8 protein-coding genes and 1 pseudogene are annotated in these 20,360 nt (G+C 51.7%); 3 read left to right on the top strand and 6 right to left on the bottom strand.

Features of this window, described 5'->3' with window-relative positions; genetic code table 11:
- A partial coding sequence (locus BWI93_RS04660; RefSeq protein ID WP_094808985.1) for a hypothetical protein occupies positions 1 to 585 on the top strand: 585 nt, incomplete at its 5' end.
- Positions 586 to 854: 269 nt separating this feature from the next.
- On the opposite strand, the gene BWI93_RS04655 is transcribed toward BWI93_RS04660, so the two are convergent.
- The gene (locus BWI93_RS04655; protein WP_369679101.1) at positions 855 to 6,314 is read right to left on the bottom strand and encodes an alpha-2-macroglobulin; all 5,460 of its coding nucleotides are present in this window, start codon (positions 6,312 to 6,314) and stop codon (positions 855 to 857) included.
- A 117-nt stretch (positions 6,315 to 6,431) separates the two neighbouring features.
- The gene (locus BWI93_RS04650) at positions 6,432 to 7,406 is read right to left on the bottom strand and encodes a MoxR family ATPase (protein WP_094808984.1); all 975 of its coding nucleotides are present in this window, start codon (positions 7,404 to 7,406) and stop codon (positions 6,432 to 6,434) included.
- A gap of 149 nt (positions 7,407 to 7,555) precedes the next feature.
- Between BWI93_RS04650 and BWI93_RS04645 the strand changes: the two genes are divergently transcribed.
- Complete coding sequence (locus tag BWI93_RS04645; RefSeq protein WP_094808983.1) at positions 7,556 to 8,278, top strand: RluA family pseudouridine synthase; 723 nt, start codon at positions 7,556 to 7,558, stop codon at positions 8,276 to 8,278.
- A gap of 83 nt (positions 8,279 to 8,361) precedes the next feature.
- Here BWI93_RS04645 and ggt read toward each other — a convergent pair whose 3' ends face one another.
- The gene (ggt, locus tag BWI93_RS04640; RefSeq protein ID WP_094808982.1) at positions 8,362 to 10,125 is read right to left on the bottom strand and encodes a gamma-glutamyltransferase; all 1,764 of its coding nucleotides are present in this window, start codon (positions 10,123 to 10,125) and stop codon (positions 8,362 to 8,364) included.
- A 103-nt stretch (positions 10,126 to 10,228) separates the two neighbouring features.
- Entirely contained in the window at positions 10,229 to 11,134 is a 906-nt protein-coding gene (locus BWI93_RS04635; RefSeq protein WP_094808981.1) for an NAD(P)/FAD-dependent oxidoreductase, read from the bottom strand.
- Positions 11,135 to 11,248: 114 nt separating this feature from the next.
- Here BWI93_RS04635 and BWI93_RS04630 point away from each other — a divergent pair.
- Positions 11,249 to 13,083 (top strand): annotated as a pseudogene (locus tag BWI93_RS04630) (ABC transporter ATP-binding protein).
- Between the two features lie 78 nt (positions 13,084 to 13,161).
- Here the strand turns inward: BWI93_RS04630 and BWI93_RS04625 are convergent.
- Both BWI93_RS04625 and sprA read right to left on the bottom strand, forming a co-directional pair.
- Positions 13,162 to 13,902, bottom strand: a complete 741-nt coding sequence (locus BWI93_RS04625) for a hypothetical protein (protein ID WP_094808980.1) — start codon at positions 13,900 to 13,902, stop codon at positions 13,162 to 13,164.
- 84 nt (positions 13,903 to 13,986) lie between these two features.
- Positions 13,987 to 20,358 carry a cell surface protein SprA gene (gene sprA, locus BWI93_RS04620; protein WP_255157729.1) on the bottom strand — a complete coding sequence of 2,124 codons (6,372 nt, stop codon included), beginning with the start codon at positions 20,356 to 20,358 and terminating at the stop codon, positions 13,987 to 13,989.
- Positions 20,359 to 20,360 lie beyond the last annotated feature (2 nt).

Raw genomic sequence — 20,360 nt, 5'->3', positions numbered from 1 at the left:
ATGCTTTGGCCTTTTAATCCGCACAACTGGTTAGTAATTATAGATCTTCAAATTCAAAACTCAACTAACATGAAACAAATACAATTGATTATTATATTCAGTATTTGTGGATTAGCATTCTCACAATGCAAAAAGCAAACCGTGGTTGAAGAATCGCCTGAAGAAGTTGATCCTATGACTATAATTGATTCAGTTACTACAGCTTCGCAAAACATTAAACTTAATGGGTATCAAGCCCAATGTTTTGAAAATAAAATAAGCTCACTTGATGAAAAAGAGCCATTTACTATAAATGACAGTCAGACCTATAAAAATTATTTTGGTTGTCAGGATGGAGACTTGCCAGCCATTGACTTTTCTAAGCAGACTTTATTAATAGCTAATATCCCACGGAATTCTATTCCTGGATTTTGGATTAAACAATCCATTGAGAATGAAAATGGCCACTTCCATTGGATCGTAAAATTTCCATCTGCCTATGGAAGCACCGCTATTCCTTCACTAAGAAGACAAGTTTGCTATGTGTATAATGGGGTAATTCGTAAAGAAAACATTACACTTATAATTGGAAAATATAATAACTAGTCAATTAATTCTTATAAAACCTAGTCTTTATTTTCTTTGCCGTTGTTGGTGTTTAGCACAGCGTCACCAACAACCTCCGCTACGAATCACAACCTCCGAAGGCCTGGGATCTTCGGAGGTTGTAGCCAAAACGCTTACCAAAATCCCCCCCGTTGTTAGTATGTAGCGTAGCGTCACCAGCAGCAACCGCTACAAACCAAAGCCCCCGAAAATTCAGGATTTTCGGGGGCTCATTACCAATAAAACGCTTACCAAAACCTATTCTACCACTACAGTCCCACCACCCGAATAACTCCGATACTCCCCGTTGTACATCGCATCGGCAGAGACGGGGCCTGCCGTAAAGCGTCCTTTGGAGACGGCCCGGGCAGGTAATAAAACGTTTTAGGTTGAGCCGAAACGCTGGTGAAATAATGAATCCGGTCATCCCGCAGGTCGAAATGGTCGGGAATGGATTGGTTTTTGACCCAGCTCAGTTCGCGTTCGGGCGTAAGGCGGGGGTTCTCAATTTCCAGTCCGGCGGGTAACATATCGGTTACAACCACATTATCGACGGGCAGGCCATTTTGCGAGCGTACCGTCACTTTCACCACAATCAGTTGATTCTGCTGTAAGGCTCCCGAAAGAGGTTTACCATTTCGGTCCAGGTATTGTTTGCGTACCTCCAGTACCTGATCGGTTGCCGCAATGGTACCGCTACGGCTTAAGCCTTCCGCTTCGGCGAAATAATACAGCGAACCTTTGCCCGTGGCGGCAATTGTGGCAGGCTGATCCAGACCTTTGCTGAGCAGCAAATCTTTGCCACTAAACGTTTCCAGTACTTTCCCATTACTCAAAATGCGGGCCGTTACCGACGACTGAGCCGCCTTACGAGCCAGCTTGCCGAGAGCCAGCAGAGCGAAACTTTCTTCCTGCGTAGAAAGCCAGGGAGCCTGTTTCACCGCTGCTGAAAGTTGCCGGGCCAGACCCGGAATCTGTCCATTGGCCGGGTCGGTTTCCAGCAGTGTATTCAGAACCAGAGCCTGATTCCGAATAGGGCTGGAGAAACTGCCCCCCGTTTCCCGCTCCTGTTGTTCGGGACGGAAATTGGCGGGAAGTAAGGAGGCTTTGCTGCCTTCATCACCCACCGTACCGAAAGCCGCCGCCAACAGGTATCGCCTCTCGGAAGTCAGCAGGGCGGGGTTCGCTTTGTAATAGTTCATCACTGCCCGGTTTGGTTTCCCGGCCAGGCTGAGTACGTAGAGGCTGTAAACGGTTTCACGTTTCGCCCGCGTTCGGGTGGTTACGCTGCCGTCTTCGTTAGTTTGGGCTGTCTTTTCAGTGGCCTGCTTGCTGACCTGCTGGTTGAGAAAATCAAGAGCCTTGCTCAAGGTAGCGGGGTTGATTTCGTACCCGGCTTTCTGGGCTTCGAGCATGAAATGAACCGCGTATGCCGTCGTCCACCAATCTTCGCGTTGGCCCGCCTGCCACATCGAGAAACCGCCGTTGAAGAGTTGCAACGTCTCAATTTTGTGTAAGGCTGCTGTAATGTTAGTCGTTGGGTTAAGGTCCGAAGTTCCCGTTTTTAGGTACGGTTTTCGTCCCGATTGCAAGGTTTTAACCAGCTCGGCGAGGTACAATTGAGGGAAAGCCACGGATACCGTCTGCTCCAAACAGCCATAAGGATACTGCAACAGGCGGTTTAAAGGATCGGCCAGCGACACCAGCGGCGAACGACTTACCCGTAGCGAGGCTTTAACGGTACCCGGCACCAGCTCTCCAACATTCAGCGGAACGGCGGCCGTTTGTCCGCCATTTACTACGCCCGAAACGGACGTTTTCACTAGTCCTACGCTGGGCCGTACCGTCAGATCAATCTCTTCACTAAACGTTTCGCCCAGACCTTTCACGCGTACCACCACTTTACCCGTACCGATGGTCTGAGCGGCTTTCACCGAAAATACCGCTCGTCCTTCCTGGTCGGCAGCAATCGAGATGGATTGTGGAGCGGGACTGGTATTCTGCAAGGCTCCTGTCGTTTGGAGGGTAGCGGTTACCTGAGCCATTTTTTTCGTGGTATTGGTAATGCTGACGGGTACGGTCAGCTCGTCGTTTGGACTGGCGAAACGGGGGAGGGCCGTACTGATCACCAGCGGATCGGCCACTTTCATGTTTTTGGAAGCCGAGCCGAAAGCTTTGTCTTTGTACGCCACCGCCATGATGCGTAAGTCGCCCGAGAACTGCGGAATGTCCACCGAAAATTCCGCCTCGCCGCTGCCGTTGGTAGTCAATATTCCGCTCCAGAGAGCGACGAGCTTCACCCGACCATTGGCCAGCGGATTGATGCGTTTTTCCATACTAAATCCATCGCCACCCACCGAGCTACGCGAGCGAATACTCAGCTCCGGGTGCAGATAGGCGTAAAGGTCAAATCCGCCTACTTCCAGGGCTCGTTTCTGATAGAAAAAGCCGTAGGGATCGGGGGATTTATAGTTTTTAAGTTGCAGGATGCCTTCGTCCACCACGGCTAGCGTTACCTGGGCACGGCCTTCGGTTTTCACCCGAATGGTCTGTTTGGTTTTCGAACGCGACTGCTCAATCGCCGTAATTGTTACGGGCAACTGGCGGTTGGGCTGACCGACCATCACCGGAGCGTAGCCGTGAGCCACCGTCAGCGGCAGGTCGGCATCGTCCATGGGTCGGAACAGCGTCGCCGAGACGTACACGTTGGGCAGGTGTTCTTCCCCGATGGAGAATTGCAGTTCGGCCGATTTCTCATCGGTATCCAGCAGGTGGTGTTCCAGTACCCGGTTTCGTTCCACCGTCACCAGCAGTTTTCCCGCGAAAGGCGTTTTGAAAAGCACTTTTGCTTTGTCGCCGACCTCGTAGCGGGGTTTGTCGAACGTCATTTCGACCTGCCCTTCGTTGTTCACTTCAAAGGCGGTACTGCTGGTTTGTCCGCGACCATACGCGTAAAATTCCTGGCTCGTCCAGTTGCGGGAACCCGTGCGGTGCAGACGAATTTCGTACTCACCCGAAGTTGCCGGAGCATAACTGACCGAAGCCCGGCCTTTGGCAAAAGTTACCTCCCGCGTAAACACGACTTTGGATTGCCGTTTGGAAGAATACTTCATCGAACCATCCGTATTCTTTTCAATAACGGTCTGGTATTCGTGTTTCACAATGTCAATCTGACCCGTAGCCGCGACGGGCTGTCCGGCCGGATTCAAAGCCACGAGCGGAATGGTTACGGGAGCGTTCGTACCGACGTACGTATCCGGTAGACCGATTCCGTACAGAACGGGTTGGGTCTGAATTGTAAAACGCTGGAGTCGGTTCACGGGTCGCCCGGTTTCGTCAAATACGGTCACAAAAGTCTGGGCTTCGAGCAATCCCATATCCTGCCAGGTAGCGGGGAGTACGAAACGCTCGCTGGCGAGTCCGGTAGCATCGGTTTTGCCCTGCCGTACCTGATTGTCGAATTTGGTCTGATCGGGAATATCGAAAACGAAACCTTCGTATCCCTTGGGCCGAAATAGCTGACGTTTCACCTGCAACTCCATTTCGTAGTTACGGTCGGCGGCGGGCGGGCCAAACAGGTTGGTGGCCGTGGCCGTAACCGGGGCCGTTTCGCCGGAACGGTAGCTTTCTTTGGGCGTACGGACGCCTACCTTGATGCGATCGGGCATGAATTCTTCCACCGAAATGGCCTGCGAAGTCAGAAGTACATCGTTGGCATTCAGTACTTCCAGCTGATAGGTGCCCGTCAGCGTAGCCGTTTCCAGCGGAATGTCCTGAGCTACGGCTCCTTCGGTGTTGGTGGTCAGTCGCAGCGTACGATACTCTTTTCCGTTCGGCATCAGCAAGCGTACTTTCAGCGGAATTTCACCCGGCGTTTCCCAGGTCTGTTTCCGAACCACTACGTTGAAATGCAGCGTTTCGCCGGGTCTGTAAATGGTCCGGTCGCCGTACAGAAAAGCCTCGAACCCCGACGCATTATCGCGTTTGCCCTCTACTTCAAAGCGACTGGTCTGTACCTGCGTATCTTCCAGAAACAGGTAATTGAAATCATCGTCGCTACGGGCCGTAATGAGGGCCGTCGTAAAGTCCGATTCCTTTAAATCCTTGAATACGGCCAGTCCTTTGGAGTCCGTAGCAATGGTTTGCAGCGTCTGGTTATTGGAGGAAACCAGATTCACCTGTACATTTTTCAGCGGTTCGGTCGTCCGGATGGAGTGGGCGAAGACCAGAAATTCGTCGCCGGACTGTTTACCAATCAGGCCAATATCCGAGATGCTGACCAGCTTGGTAGCGTTATGGTAGTACTCGTCGTTGGAATTCAGCGAGACCAGATAAATGCCCCGGAAGGAATTGGTCGGGTCGGGCAGACTCAGGTTGAGTAAGGAAACCCCGCCCGTTTTGGGTAAATCCTCCGTTTCAATCGTTTTGTTTACAACGAGGTCGGAGTACGTACCGCCGTCTTCCGAGTACACGTACCCCTGCTCCGATCCGTTGCCCTCGCTGTCGTAGCGGTAATCGCGATAGCGGTTGTTACGGAGGTAACTGAGGATATTGTTTTCGTAAATCTTGGCAATCCGTACCTGTACTTTCGGAATATTCGTAATGTTGACCGCCACGTTGCGATGGCCCTTGGACGTCAGGTACACCGCTTTTTTATGCACAAATTCCAGACCGGCGGGCATTCTGCCAAAGTACAGATCCTTGGTATATGCTTCGCTCAGCGAAGGCCCGAGTACGCCGCGTAGCTGGCTGTTGAGGGTCAGCGTATAGGTGTCCGTTTCGTTAAAGTCCCCGCGAATGAGGAGCCCGTTTTCCAGTAACTCAGGTTGCGTTTGCAGCGAAGTCGTCTTCGTTTTTACTGGAATCGGATTGCCCAGCGTATCGTATTCAACGGTAGCGGGGGGAGCGGTACTGCTGATGAGCTGATACGCCGCCGACAGATTTTCCGGATTGAGTTCCTGCGTGGTGATTACCTTGATAAAACCGCGATTATTTTCAAAGCCCGTTTCGACGCGTACGATTTCCAGCGTTTTGGGATCGGGTAGCGTCGTTTGAAGTTCGGTGTTTTCTTTGGTCTTGAAGGCGGTATTGGCCACGGAAAGCCCCGATTCCAGCTTCAGATTCAGGGGTTTGGCTTCCTGCACGCCCGACAAAGTAAGGGGTACGGTACTCGCCACGCCGTTCTGTCCGATACTGAAACCGACTTTCTGTTCCTTTTCGCTGACGGTCAGTTTGGTGCCCACTTCACCGCCCGATACCGGATAGTTAAAATGCAGTTTCAGTTTCGCTACTGCCTGATGGCCCGTACGCGAGCGGGTCCAGTACGCTTCCGTTTCTTTTACCTCCAGATAAGGCGTATGGAAGGTGAGTTTGTCGGACGAAATGCCCAGGGATTTATCCTTGGCCTGCGTCAGGATTTTGTCGGAAAGTCGGGCCTGGTATTCGGTGGCGGGCTGGAAGGAAGACGTCGGCGAAAACACCAGTTCATTTTTCCCCACCCACTTGAAACGACCCGGAATGGCAGGTTCGAATTCAACGAATTTAGTACTCTGCCAGATGCCCAGTTCGGCTTCCGGCACCAAATCCTTGTTGAAGGTAAAAACCAGATTCTGAGCCAGCTGAATTTCGTCTTCAAAATTGGTAGCCCGCACGACGACTTCGTTGAGCTTTGAACAGGTAGAAAACAGGACAGCCAGAGCCAGCAGCCCAAACACGCGGAAGCCACGCATAGCAAAAGAAAATTTGATTGAAGTGTTGATACTGCTCCCAATAACGGAAGGAATCCTGGAAAATTGGAAAGAAAGAAAAAAGCCGTTACCGGATGCGTTCGGTAACGGCAGATCGTATTAGCGAGGCACTTCGACTTTCTTTAGAATCTGCTCGATGATGGCGTCGGGCGTGGTGCCTTCCATTTCTTTTTCGGGCGTCAGGATGAGGCGATGCCGTAACACCGGAAGGGCCAGTTCCTGTACGTCTTCAGGCGTAACGAAATCCCGTCCCCGCAAGGCTGCCAGGGCTTTGGAGGCATTGAGCAGAGCTACCGAGGCCCGGGGCGAAGCTCCCAGGTACAGAAACTTGGACGTGCGGGTTTCGTGAACCAGTTGAGCAATGTAACTGAGGACTTTGTCTTCAATCACAATCTGACGGACTTTTTCGCGTAAGGTCGTCAGTTGTTGCTGCGACAAAACGGCCTGTATGGCTTCTACGGCGTCCGTATTGGAGCGGCGTTCGTGGTGACCGCGAAGGATTTCCGTTTCCTGATCCAGCGTAGGATACTGCACGATGATCTTGAAAAGAAAACGATCCAACTGGGCTTCGGGCAGTCGATAGGTACCTTCCTGCTCAATGGGGTTTTGCGTAGCCAGTACCAGAAAGGGAGCCGACATCGGGTAGGTTTGTCCAGCGTTGGTGACCTGCCGTTCTTCCATGACCTCGAACAAAGCCGACTGCGTTTTAGCCGGAGCCCGGTTGATTTCGTCAATCAGCACGATATTCGAGAAAATCGGACCGGGCTTAAACTCAAACTCGGAAACTTTGGGGTTGAATACCGAGGTGCCCAATACGTCTGAAGGCATCAGATCGGGTGTAAACTGAATGCGATTGAAATCGACCGAAATGGTTTTGGCCAGTAACTTGGCCGTCAGCGTTTTGGCTACACCGGGTACGCCTTCAATCAGTACGTGACCATCGGCAAAGAGGGCCGTCAGCAGCAGATCAATCATGGCGTGCTGGCCCACAATTACTTTTCCTACTTCCGTGCGAATATCAGCGACGGTCTGGTACAGTTCACTTAAGTCAATTCGAGATTCAAAGGCATCCATGGATTCACGCGTTCAGGCTCTCAAAATACGGCAAAATCTGCATTTGTACCGCAAAGCCCTGAATTAAAGGCGGTGGAATTGCTCGCAAGTCATTCATTAACTCCTTTCCAAAGCCAGTGAAGCCGGTTTAAAATGCGTATCTTTGCGGCATGAAGCCACTGGATTTTAAGGATTTAATTATTTTCGAGAACGAAGATTTCATCGTCATCAATAAACCGCCTTACATCGCGTCGCTCGACGAACGGCAGGCGGATAATACCCTCAGTATTTTACGATTAGCCAAAGCCTACAGCGACGACGCCCAGTTGTGTCACCGGCTGGACAAAGAAACGTCGGGTGTACTGGCCATTGCCAAGAATCCGGAAGCGTACCGGCATTTGTCGATGCAGTTCGAGCACCGCGAAACGGTAAAACGCTACCACGCGGTGGTGAATGGCGTCCATAATTTTCAGGGGGAATCGGTATACCTGCCCATTCTGGCTTTGCCCCGCGACGGCGTCGTGAAAATTGACCGGGCAAAGGGGAAGGAAGCCGAAACCCTTTTCTTTACCCTGAAAGCGTATCGGCAGTATACCATCGTGGAGTGTCTGCCCATTACGGGCCGCATGCACCAGATCCGTATTCACCTGACTTGCCTGAAAGCCCCCATCGTAGCGGATTCAACCTATGGCGGAAAACCGGTTTACCTGTCACAACTCAAGCGGAAATTCAATCTGAAAAAAGATACGGATGAACAACCGTTGATGAAACGGGTAGCCCTGCACGCGTATTCGCTGACGTTTAATTTGCTGAACGGTGAAGAAGTAAAGATTGAAGCTCCGTACCCGAAAGACTTTGAGGTACTGGTCAAGCAACTGGAAAAGAACGGCTAAGTAGAAAGTGATAGAAAAAGAAAAGGCTTCCGCAACGGAAGCCTTTTTTATGGCCTCATGACTAGTCCGAAGAGTGGGGCAAGTTACCAGCCGATACTCGTATTATCCGCCCGGGGATCGGAACCGCCTTCCAGCCGACCATCCGGTAAAACCAGAATACAGTCCATGCGGCCCAGGGTGCCGGTTTGCGGTTCAATGGCGTAGCCTTTTGCTTTGAGAGCGTTCAGTACTTTATCCGAAAAAGCTCCCCGTTCGAAGGTCGTACGATCGGGCAGCCACTGGTGGTGAAACTTGAGAGCATTAACCGCTTCCTGCATACTCATTCCGTGGTCAATGACATTCAGAATGGTCTGGAAAACGCTGGTGATGATGGTCGAGCCACCGGGCGTACCTACAACCATGAACAATTTGCCGTCTTTTTCCACAATCGTTGGTGTCATACTGGAAAGCATCCGTTTGCCCGGCTGTACGGAATTGGCTTCGGAACCTACCAGTCCGAATACGTTTGGTACGCCCGGTTTTACGGCGAAGTCTTCCATCTCATCGTTCATCAGAAAACCAGCTCCACCCACTACGACCCGACTTCCGTAGCCATTGTTAATCGTGGTTGTGATGGATACCGCATTGCCTTCGGTATCAACGACGGAGAAGTGCGTTGTTTCGTTGCTTTCGTAGCCGGGAATGGCTCCGCCCGCAATGGCCTGGGAATCGCTGGCTTTCGCCCAGTTGAAATCACTCCAGCGTTTTTGTAAGTAAGTGGAGTCGAGTAGTTCGTTCACCGGAACTTTGAAGAAATCCGGGTCACCAAGCCATTTGGCCCGATCAGCGTACACGCGGCGTTCGGCTTCAATCATGACCTGCGTGGTCGAGTCAGAATGCCAGCCCCAGCGTTTCAAAGGAAAAGGTTCTACCATTTTTAGCAATTGCACCAGTGCAATACCGCCCGAAGAGGTGGGCGGCATGGAAATGACTTTATGCCCCCGGTATGTACCCGTGATAGGCGTTCGCCAGGCGGAATGATATGCATCAAGGTCTTTCTGGACAATGGGAGCTTTCGCTACGGCCATTTCCTGAATCAGCAGGCGGGCCGTTTCGCCCTCGTAAAAACCCGCCCGGCCTTTTTCCTGAATGCGGCGGAGGGTTTTCCCTAAATCCATCTGGACAAAAAGATCACCCATTTTCCAGGTGGTATCGGCTCCGGCTTTCAGGTAATAGGTTTTTCCGGGATTGTACTTCTTGATGTCGGAACGGACGCGGTTGAGGCCCTTGGCTTCATTTTCGGTAAGTACAACGCCTTTTTCGGCCAGCTCAATGGCGGGTTGAATGACGTCCTTCCAGGGAAGTTTACCAAATTTCCGATGAGCTTCCACCATGCCATCTACCGAACCCGGCACTCCACTCGCCGAATGCCCTAACCAGGCCATATTGGGAATAACATTGCCGAGTGAGTCCAGGTACATATCCCGGTAGGCGGCGGCGGGAGCTTTTTCCCGAAAATCCAGTGAGTAACTCTGTCCGTCTTTTGACCGAAACACCATAAAGCCACCGCCTCCCAGGTTTCCGGCCCAGGGAAAGGCTACGGCCAGAGCGAAAAACGTACCTACGGCGGCATCAACGGCATTGCCGCCCTTTTTCATAATTGCCGCTCCCACCCGCGAGGCTTCCGGGTGAGCCGCAGCCACCATGACGTGCTTTTCAAAAACACCCTTTTTGTTGTAGACGATAGGCTGGGCGTTAGGATCGTCCGTAATAAATTCATAGGCTCCTTTACTGATTTTCGGCGTGCTTTTTCGGCAGGCAACCGTCAATAGGAGCAGGGAGAGAAAGGCCAGGGAAAGATATCGCATCGGGAACAAGGTTTATAATCTGGAAAATAGCGAATCCAGCGTAAATAAGGAATGAAACCCGCTTAAAATCTCGTGAAGTCAGGGCAGTAATGATGTTTTTTTCCTACGCCAGTGGCTCTTCCTCGTGCATCAGGTCATGGTGGATATACGCTCCAGCCGTAGTACCCGAACCCGTTGCGACGGATACGGCCCGAAAGGCGTGGGCGGCGTCTCCCGCCGCAAAGACACCCGGTACCGTAGTCCGTTGAAAAGCATCCACCTGGAGGTAGCCATCTTCGGTCAATTGACAGCCTAATTGTTCGTGCAGGTCCGTAGCAAAACTGAAAGGGGTACGCACGAAGAGCGTTGGAAAATCCGTGGTTAGTCCGTTTTTGAAAACGATGGTTTTCAGTTGTCCCGCTTCGTGCCGGAATTCCTGAATTTCATCCTCAATCACTGGAATGCCGTGCTTTTTGAGCTTGGTGCAAGCATCCTCGGGCAATTCGCAGGGACCATCCGTAAAGACATGCAGGTCTTTTGACCAGTTGCTCAGTAACCGGACAAAGTCATACGTTACGCCGCTGTTGCTCAAAATGCCGATGGGTGAATTACGCACTTCGTAACCGTGGCAGTAGGGGCAGTGGATGATGGACGTACCCCAGCATTCCGCAAAGCCGGGAATGGGCCGCATCTGATCCGAAACCCCCGTAGCTAGTAGGACGGTTCGACCCGTATACGTATCGCCTGATTCCGTTCGTACTTCAAAACCATTGCTAAGTTTCTGAGCTTTAATGGCTTTGTCCGCCTGAAAGGTAACGGTATCGTACTGCAGGACTTGTTCTTTGGCCAGGGTACGGATCTGATTGGGCGATTGCCCGTCGTGCGTAATGAAATTGTGGGCCCGTGGGGTCTGACGGTTGCAGGGCTCGCCGCTGTCAATGATGAGCACCTTCCGCAGCGAACGACCCAGGGTCATGGCCGCCGAAAGGCCAGCATAACTGCCCCCTATAATAATGGTATCAAAAGTCATGTCAAAGGAATTAGAAAGACTAGCTCGTTCGCCAAAAAAGCTGTACTAGGAAAGGAGCAAAACTCCGGGATTGGCCTGGGATTTTTTGAGGCATTCGGATGTTATCCCTGTACAATGGCAAGAAAACGTAATACTGAAACTTCTGAACATCAACCTTCCTTTCGCGAACGATTTGCGGCTTTGCGAAATCTACCTGCATTCTTCCGGCAAATCTGGCAAACGAGTCCTTCCCTGACGATTCTGAATTTTGTGTTACGACTGATTCGCTCGACCGTACCGACGGCTACGCTGTACGTGGGCAAACTCATTGTCGATGAAGTCATACGGCTAGCGAATGCCCACAGCTCTGATTTGACGCACTTGTGGACCTTAGTCGCGATTGAGTTTGGACTGGCCATCGGAAGTGATCTTCTAAGCCGGGGAATTAACCTCAGCGAGAGCCTACTGGGTGACTGGTACGCTCATCAAACTTCCGTCCGGCTGATGCAACACGCCGCTACGCTGGATCTGGCCCAGTTTGAAAACGCGACTTTTTACGATAAACTCGAACGAGCCCGGCAACAGACGGCGGGGCGTACACAACTGCTCTCCCAAACCTTTTCACAGGTACAGGATCTGTTGACGATTGCCTCCCTGGCCATTGGGCTGATCAGTTTTGCCCCCTGGTTGTTACTGTTGTTACTCGTCGCCGTGATTCCTTCGTTTCTGGGTGAACTGCACTTCAACGCAAAAAGTTATTCGCTCCTCTACGGCTGGACGCCCCAACGCCGTGAACTGGATTACTACCGTTACCTCGGGGCCAGCGACGATACGGCGAAGGAAGTAAAACTATTCGGGCTGTCCGATTTTCTGATTAATCGCTACCGGACGCTTTCGGAGCAGTATTTCCACGAAACCGGAAGCTCGCTCTGGAGCGGGCGAGCTGGGGCAGTTTGCTGCTGGCCATTGGTACGGTGGGCTATTACGCCGCGTATGGCTACATGATTTTCCAGACCGTACAGGGTCGCGTTACGCTGGGTGATCTGACCTTTCTGGCGGGTTCGTTTCGGCAGGTACGGAGTTTGCTGGAAGGCATTCTGGGACGGTTCAATAGTATTTCCCAGGGAGCTTTGTATCTGAAAGATCTCTTTGAATTCTTCGAAATCCAGCCGCAGATTGTATCCCCCGTATCGCCCCGACCGTTCCCGGTACCCATTCGCGAAGGCTTTGTTTTCGAAGGCGTAGGTTTCAAGTATCCTAACTCAGAAAAGTGGGCCGTTCGCAATCTGAGCTTTCATTTGCGAGCCGGAGAAAAACTGGCTTTAGTCGGCGAAAATGGAGCCGGGAAAACAACGTTAGTGAAACTGCTGGGGCGTTTATACGATCCGGATGAGGGACGTATTCTCCTCGATGGCTATGATTTAAAAGCCTACAATCTGGAAGAACTCCGTACGCATATCGGCGTCATTTTTCAGGATTACCTACGCTTTCAGTTTTCGGCGGGGGATAACATTGCCGTCGGCGACATTGTCGAGCGTGAGAATCTGCCGGCTCTGGAACGGGCCGCTGAAGATAGTCTGGCCGATGCCGTGATTGCGGGCTTACCGCTGGGCTACGAACAGCCGCTGGGCCGTCGGTTTTCGGGCGGGGTAGAATTATCGGGCGGTCAGTGGCAGAAAGTAGCTCTGGCCCGGGCGTACCTCCGTGAAGCCGATCTGTTGATTCTGGATGAACCGACCTCCGCTCTGGACGCCCGGGCCGAATACGAAGTTTTCCAGCGTTTCGCAGAATTGACCAAAGGAAAAACGGCAGTACTAATTTCGCACCGATTCAGTACCGTTCGCATGGCTGATCGTATTCTGGTACTGGAAGGGGGTAAGGTCTTGGAAATGGGTACGCACCAAGAGTTGCTGGCCCAGCAGGGGCGGTACGCGGAGTTGTTCGAATTACAGGCCGAAGGCTATCGTTAAGAATCCTGTAAGCAAAGAGGTCCTGCTGGCTATACTCAGCGGGACCTCTTTTTATCTATGGATACTGGGAACTGTACGTTAAAGCTGGTTGTAGTACGCAAACAGTTTAGTCAGATCTGATGGATCGCGGAAGCTGATTTTGTTCGTTTTGATATACGCCTCTATCGCAGCCTGTTGATCCTGCATGAGAGCCAAAATGGTTTTTTTGCCGGGATTCAGTCGAGACGCTTTTCCCTGCGAAATCACGTAGTAGTCGCTGGTTAGTTCAATTCGAGTGTTTTTTTCACCCGTTCCAAACGCCATGTTGTAGTTAGGTTTAATTGTTTTCGTTCGGTGATGTCTGGCCAGTTGCAGGCGACCGGGGGTAAGCAGTTCGTAAAAGCCCGTCACGGCTTCGTCCGTCTTACATTCTCGGGTATTGATGAAACGCATGGGTTGCGTGCTCTGATTCAGGGTAAAGTACTTGAGCTGAGTTCCCGGAATGACCCGGATGTCCCGGCGGGCTTCATTAGCGAGTACTTCCACCTCATTTTCGTAAATGTTGTACCGCATTTTTATACCACCGATGCTGTCAGATGCCGTTTTTTTATCGTCCAGCAAACCCTGATTCAGCTTAACACTGCCCGTATGCCAAAGCGTATCCAGGTAAATTTCACCCAGGATGGTACGCGAGGCCGGAGCACTTCCCCACAAAACGCTATTGAAATTATTATGACCGCTGCCCATGTTGATCCGCTCCTTGGAGACATCAGAAAGCTGGTTTTGGGCCTGCGTAGTATAGGCAAGCAGTAGCACAAAGCTTAATCGCAGGAAATGCATATGCAGGGAACCGGTTTGAGGAGGGATGGATTCGATACTCAAAAATAAAAAGGCTGCCTGAATCAGACAGCCTTTTTAAGAAAGTTAGTTCAAGCTAAGTCGTAATTGCACCCCGCCCTGCGTAACAGCCCGTCGGAAGGAATTAGAGACGAGCGGGTCATTAACCGTACGATCCAGATACACGCGAACGTTGAGCTGACGACTGGCATTGTACGTGACGCTGGGGTTAAACTGGAAGAATACGTTACCCGCCGTCGGGGTCGTTTCGCCTTCCAGCTTCCGGATCATAACGCGTTGATCACGGAAGGTCAGGCGGCAATCGAAGGTCAGATCATTCTTGAGTCGTACCTGACGACCCCCGAAGCGGAAGCGGATGTTCTGCCGCGTAAAGCCCAGCCGACCCGTCAAATCTTTGTTATTCACTTCATTGACCGAGACATTGGAAAGGTTCAGTCCAACGTTCCGATCCTGGTTGTATTCCAGTCCTCCCGAAATGCCGTCTTTCGTACGGAATTGTACCCCAATAAAAGGAGCAAAGCGTTCCACGAATGAAATTACGCTCATCACGTACACGGGTACAAACTGACCTTCGGCGTTCACCTGATTGGCAAAGGGATACAGCGGAGCGTTCATCGCAACGAACGCAGCATCGTATTCCAGCGAAGAAACGAAGTTCCCAACGTTGTAGGTACTCGAATACGAGTGCGTAATCTGAATTTGTGAGAAGCGTCGCTTAAACCAGGCTACGTTCGTCAGACCATTGTAATTCACCCGCCAGTTCGGCAGCGGAATTTTATAGAAGGGCGAAAACTTCACCTTGTTTGGGCTCTTGCCAGAATACGCCGAGAAGAAAGCCGGAATCAGTACGTCCTGCGAATTGAGATTGTATGAATCGCCAGCGGGGTTCGCGACCTTCAGACGTTCGAGCAGAATGTTCCGATAGTCTTTGAAACGCTCGAAGTTGGCCGAGAAGCTTTCCCGATTGGTTTTTTCAAAAGCCGTGAGGAACGAGAGGTAACTCATGGAATAATTACCCGACCGCAGGGGTGACTGGCTCACAAAAGGACCATTGACCGTAGCGGGCCGGAAGAATTCCTGGTAGTTGTCCGAACGGTTGTAGCGTAAATCCACGAAGACCTTAAAGTCTTTCCACGGCTCCAGATCGGTGGTGGCTTCAAAGCGTTTCGTAAGCGTTTGTACAAAAGGCTGGTTTTGTACGGTACTCTTGGTGATCCAGCCTTCTTCGGCTCCACGGTAACGAATGCTTCCGTCCTGGCTACCCAGAATGAAAGGCAGACCCGGTACTCCACTACGATCTCCGAACAAGTGCGGCGTAGGTAAAAAACCGGGTAAAATCGTCGATTCCTGAATGGCGTAGGTATAGCGAATTCCCCGAACCGTTAGCAGTAATCGGGATACGCTTTTCAGGAATTGATTCCGCTCCACGTCCACTTCGTCAAAGTCACCGGGGCTACGGGCAATATCGCGGCGGGGAGCCCGGGGAGAGTTCACCCAGCGTAAAGCCTTCACTTTGTTGTACAGGGCAACGAAATCAACCCGACCCGTAAGTACCCGTTCGCGGGTGTTCTGAATGGTATTACCAAAGGCCACGCCCGTCGAATCGACGATGCCGTAACTATTCGCCTGGAACTTGTACGCGACGTTGTATTGCAGCTGAGCCGTCATCCAGTCCGTGAGCGGAAATTTGTTCAGCGGAATCTGCCAGGTGTTGGTGATCCGTTGTTCAAAGTTTTTCATCCGGCCAAGTCGCTTCAGACTGTTCATCACCGAATCGCGTTTCTCCAGCGTATTGATGTCGCCGTAGGGTTCATCGATGATGGCCTGAGCCGTGGCGTTATACTGAGCATTCCAGTTTTTCGAGAAATTCCAGTTCAGTCCATACAGTCGGTTGAACAGCCAGTATTTCTCGAATAAAGGCGTCACGCCGTCCGTTGTCAGCATCGGATTTCCCGCCGTAGAGCCCGTGGCCGCCTGTCGGTACTGCGTCCGAATCAGGCTTCGGTCCATGTCGGCCCGGAAGGTCACGCTGTTGGGAATAGGCGTAAAGTTGAAGTCTTTGATTAGCTGGAAAATGTGCTGGTCGTTCTTCCACTTCTTGAAGGGCTCCCAGGGTTTCGGTGCTGTCGTGTACGCGTAGGTAAAGCCACCCCGCTGCGACAGTTGCCGGTATTCCGCCAGCGTAATGCTTGACCGTACGGCGTCAGAGTAGGCGTAGGTAAACGAAAAGTTCTCAATATCGTAGAAATGAGCCCGGCTGTTCGGATTGACGCGAATCTTCCGCACGTTCGAGAAATTGATGGCTTTCCGCATGGAGTTTTCTTCCACCATTTTCCGGTACGCTTCGCGTTGACTGGCAGGCATCGTACTCAGTGATAAATCCAGCGGCATATCCGGATCAAGCGGATTGAAGTGCGGACGAATGTTCTGCCGGTCGTAGCTGAAATAAAACGGAATCTGTAACCCCCAGTTTTGCGGGAAGAGCTTATCCAGATTTACATTCGAAGCAACCCCAAAAGCCATTGAATTGCTTTGTGAACGTTCCGAAATACGCGTGTCCACTCCGCCAAAACCATAGGTCTTCATGGCTCCGGTCAATGTTACCGTTGCAAAATCGGCTAGTTTAATGTCTGCCCGGGCGATGGCCGCGTAACCGGATCGCTGATCAAAATCCGTCGCGTGAAATTCGTTTACCCAGACGCAGAAGGACTTGGCCTGTCCATCATCCGATTTCGGGTTCCGTACCCCCAGCATCATCACCTGAACGGCAGAAATGTCGGGCGTTCCCACCACCGTAATGTTATACTTGCCATCTTCGGATACCAGCGTAAAAGGCGTCGCGTTAGCCGCTCCGAGACGGTTACGTTCCGCTTTTACGCGGCGAAGTTCGTCGATGGCGAAGTCAAACTTATTGTCCAGGGGCCACACCAGCGTTGGGTCGGGCGAGCCCATATTGAGCGAACTCGGGCGAGTAGCGGTCAGGCTTCGTACTTCGATTTCGTAGAAGTTATCCTTGAAATCCGTACCCAGTCGGATGAACGCGGAGGTCTTGCCGTCTTCATCACTCAGGTTGTCCATGTGTACGGACATCGTCAGGCGGCGGTACTGGTTCAGGTTGTAGTTAACAATTTTGTAGGCCGCCCGTGAATCACCGTCCCGCAGATCCGTCACGCACAAGCTTAAGGCCTGTTCGTTCAGGGCGGCGTTGTTCAGCGTCATGATGTCGCGGTCGCGTTCGTAGCCGGGAGGTACGACGTAAGGTACCCGCGTGTTGTTGTTGCTATTCAGATCGGCAGCGGTGGGGCCATTTTCTTCCACACTGACCGTTGAAACCCGGAAGTCCGCATCGTAGGGTTCGGGTACTTCGTCGAGGCCTTTCGCGTTGAGATCACTCTCATACTTCCGGTACTGGAAACCCGTCAGTTGCAACTGAGCAAAACGAAGGACTACGGGTTCTTCAAATTCCGTCATGACCATCCGCATGAAGCGAATGGATTTGAAGCTGGTGATCCCGCCAACGGAGCGGGTGGGCTTACGTACTTCAACCCGGAATAAATACCACTTGGCTCCGTCGTCCGTCTGAATTTCATCAACAATGTTATTCGATCCGATTTTCAGTTCACCGGGTTTCAGCGGAATTTCGTATTCGTAGTACGCTTCCGTTTCGTTGATGGTGTTATCGTTATTTAAATCTTCTGAATCGGGCAAATTGGTCGAAGAAGGCGTAATCTGCGAACCCGAGGCGGTATTCGCCGGCGAGTTATTTTCCGTACCCATAAACCGCTTGTACCGCTGAATGATCGACCAGTTATTCTGATCGGCTTCCGGACTGAAATAATACCGGAAATCATCGTTGGAAGGGTCATTCGTAATCTGATCCAGTGCCGGACCCGTTACCCGCGAACGCACCTGGTTGAGGTAGTTACTGAAATACGTCTGCTCGGCGGCATTGTTTACGCCGTCAAGTCCAACATCCTGAGCGGCAATGTTATCGTTGTTGAAGGCATTGATAACGAATTGCTGCTTGGTGGCTCTTCCCCAGGCCGTCGAATCGACGTTGGCAGGTTGCCCGTTGACCGTCTGCGTGCGTACCTCGCCCGTGGGTAGTCCGTTTTCGAAATTGAACCGACCGTCAGGAACGACGTCTTCGGAAATATCACCCAGGTGAATCAGCAGTTTACCCCCCGTGGTGTTGGCTTTATCCTGCGTACCGCCATTCGCCCGAACGGGTACGTCCAGGAACGGATCCATGACCCAGAACTCCATGATTTCAATGTTGGAGTTATCAAAGTCATTGTCTGACGTAATCGCCCGCGTAATGGCCCCGAAGCTCTGTTTGGGATTTCTCAGCCGACCGTCTGACGTCAGATCCGGATTGTAATTGTACATCCCGCGTTCGGCAGGAAAGTACGCCAGATCCAGAATGTTCAGGGGAAGGTTATAGTTCAGAGCCGCCTTGCCTTTGAAAATTTGCTGGGGCAGGTACTGCTTTTCGTAGAAGTTGGAAACATCCAGATCCGCGGGTACAACGTTGTTACCCAGTCCACCCGTCCCGTAAAAGGTCTGATCGACGTTATACACTGAAATTAAAGCCCGGCGATAGTTGTATTGCAACGGATTGGCCGGAGTGCCCTGATTAAAAGTGGTGGGGGTTGCTCCCATTCGCCAGCGGATGGGCTGACGCGTGAAGTCATAGATGGTACGGCTGCCTTCAAAATCATCGAGATAGCTCCGATTTTGTGCCCGGGGCGTTACGCCGGGTAGCAGTTGAGCGTATTCGCCACCGAAGGTAATACTCGACATTTCCTTGGTCTGAATCAGCGGCAGAGCGTCGAGGGCTTTGGTTAGAAAAGGAGCGTCTTTCTTCAGGTTGGCATCAAAACCAAAGAGGAAGTTGTTGACCGGCTCGTTGCCCAAAGCGACCCGCGTAATGTTACCGGGCGTACTTTCCCGCAGTCGCATCAGCGTCGCTCCAATGTTGAAGTTCTTGTCGATTCGGTAGTCGAAGCGACCCGCCAGCAAAGTACGGATCTGGTTATTGAAGAGTTCGGGGGTTTCCCAGCTGACGGTAATTTCCCTGCCTGAGTTCATCAGGGCATCGTTCATAATCCGCACGCTTCCGCCTTCCACCACGAAGTCCGTGCCCGGATTCAGGTTGACGCCCCCTGCCGATACCTGCACGGTACTCTCATCGACACCAAAACCCAGCGGAATCTGGGCTCCGTTGGCTCCCTGATAACTTCCCTGAATGAAAAATTTATTCTTTTCCGCCTGTTGCGTTGCGTCAATCTGTGTACCCCGGTAAAGCGTATTCTGCACGTACTTTTCTACCAGAGCCGGATCAGTACTGGTGAGGCGATTCCGTAGCGTGGAACCAAAAGGCTCGAGTACGGGGAAAATGATGCGACCATTTTTGGAATCAATCGTCACATCTTCCACAAAATCGAAATTCCCGTCGGGCTGGGCGTCGTTCATCTGGTTAAGTTTATCCAGATTCATGACCTGTAAGAGCGGAATACCAGCCAGGTTGGTTTCCTGTAAGCTGGGGTTATCCACGCCCGTAATATCATCCTTGTAGATGACCCGTAACTGGAAACCCTGCCGCTGTACGCTTACGGTTCCTCCCGAGTAACTCGTCGTTGTGCTGGTGGTGCTGGTAGGCGTTTGGGTACTGAGGGAATAGATGTTTTTCATCATCAAATCCCACATCGGCAAACTGGTATTATTCCGAAGGGTGGATGATTTGAGCAGTTTCAGGACAATCACTTCGTCCTGCTGCCGATTCTGATAATCTTCTGTCAGCTCACCAACCTTAAACTTCCGACCCTGATACGTATACTCATAGGCAACGGCAACGATTTCGTCGTTACGGATGGGAGCCAGCAGGGAAATGTAGCCTAACTGCGGATGAAAGCGGAATTCCCGGTCGTTGAGTTTGCGGGCTCCGCGTAAAAGATCAAAGTCAGCTCCCCGGGCGTAGTTACTGCCGGTCAGTTCACTGGCAACGTTATCGATCTGCCGAACGGTAGGGTTCTGCGATACGTTCTGAAACAGTCCGTTGACGCTGTTATCCGCAGGCGAACCTGCCGAGCCGGAAATGGGCTGTACCAGCGGGGACGTCTTATTAAACGGATTGCCTTCACCTAAATCAGCCAGACCAACCAGGTTCCGGAGTGTCTCCGTATTCTGTGAACGGTTGGTTATATAAACTTCCACCCGTGTTACGGTAACGCCCGAGGTAATCATCGGCAGTTGCTGGAGCGAGCGTTCGTAATTGTTACGAAAGAAATGGTTGAGGAAGAAGTGACGGTTTTCGTCGTATAAGTCTTCGCGAATGGAAAAGCCACGATTCTGGGCTCCGTTGCGAAGGACAATGCTCTGCCGCTTGGAACGTTGCTGAGCGGCCACCAGATTCACGTCCAGCTTGCCAAACCGCAGGG

The sequence above is a fragment of the Siphonobacter sp. BAB-5385 genome (genome assembly GCF_002261125.1).
Classification (GTDB): Bacteria; Bacteroidota; Bacteroidia; order Cytophagales; family Spirosomataceae; genus Siphonobacter.
This window is presented reverse-complemented; position numbering and strand designations above follow the sequence as displayed.

Bases quoted from the DNA above. Each gene is read 5' to 3' on its own strand.
- BWI93_RS04645 (WP_094808983.1), top strand. From the start codon at position 7,556: ATGAAGCCACTGGATTTTAAGGATTTAATTATTTTCGAGAACGAAGAT.
- BWI93_RS04655 (WP_369679101.1), bottom strand. From the start codon at position 6,314: ATGCGTGGCTTCCGCGTGTTTGGGCTGCTGGCTCTGGCTGTCCTGTTT.
- BWI93_RS04635 (WP_094808981.1), bottom strand. From the start codon at position 11,134: ATGACTTTTGATACCATTATTATAGGGGGCAGTTATGCTGGCCTTTCG.
- BWI93_RS04625 (WP_094808980.1), bottom strand. From the start codon at position 13,902: ATGCATTTCCTGCGATTAAGCTTTGTGCTACTGCTTGCCTATACTACG.
- BWI93_RS04650 (WP_094808984.1), bottom strand. From the start codon at position 7,406: ATGGATGCCTTTGAATCTCGAATTGACTTAAGTGAACTGTACCAGACC.
- ggt (WP_094808982.1), bottom strand. From the start codon at position 10,125: ATGCGATATCTTTCCCTGGCCTTTCTCTCCCTGCTCCTATTGACGGTT.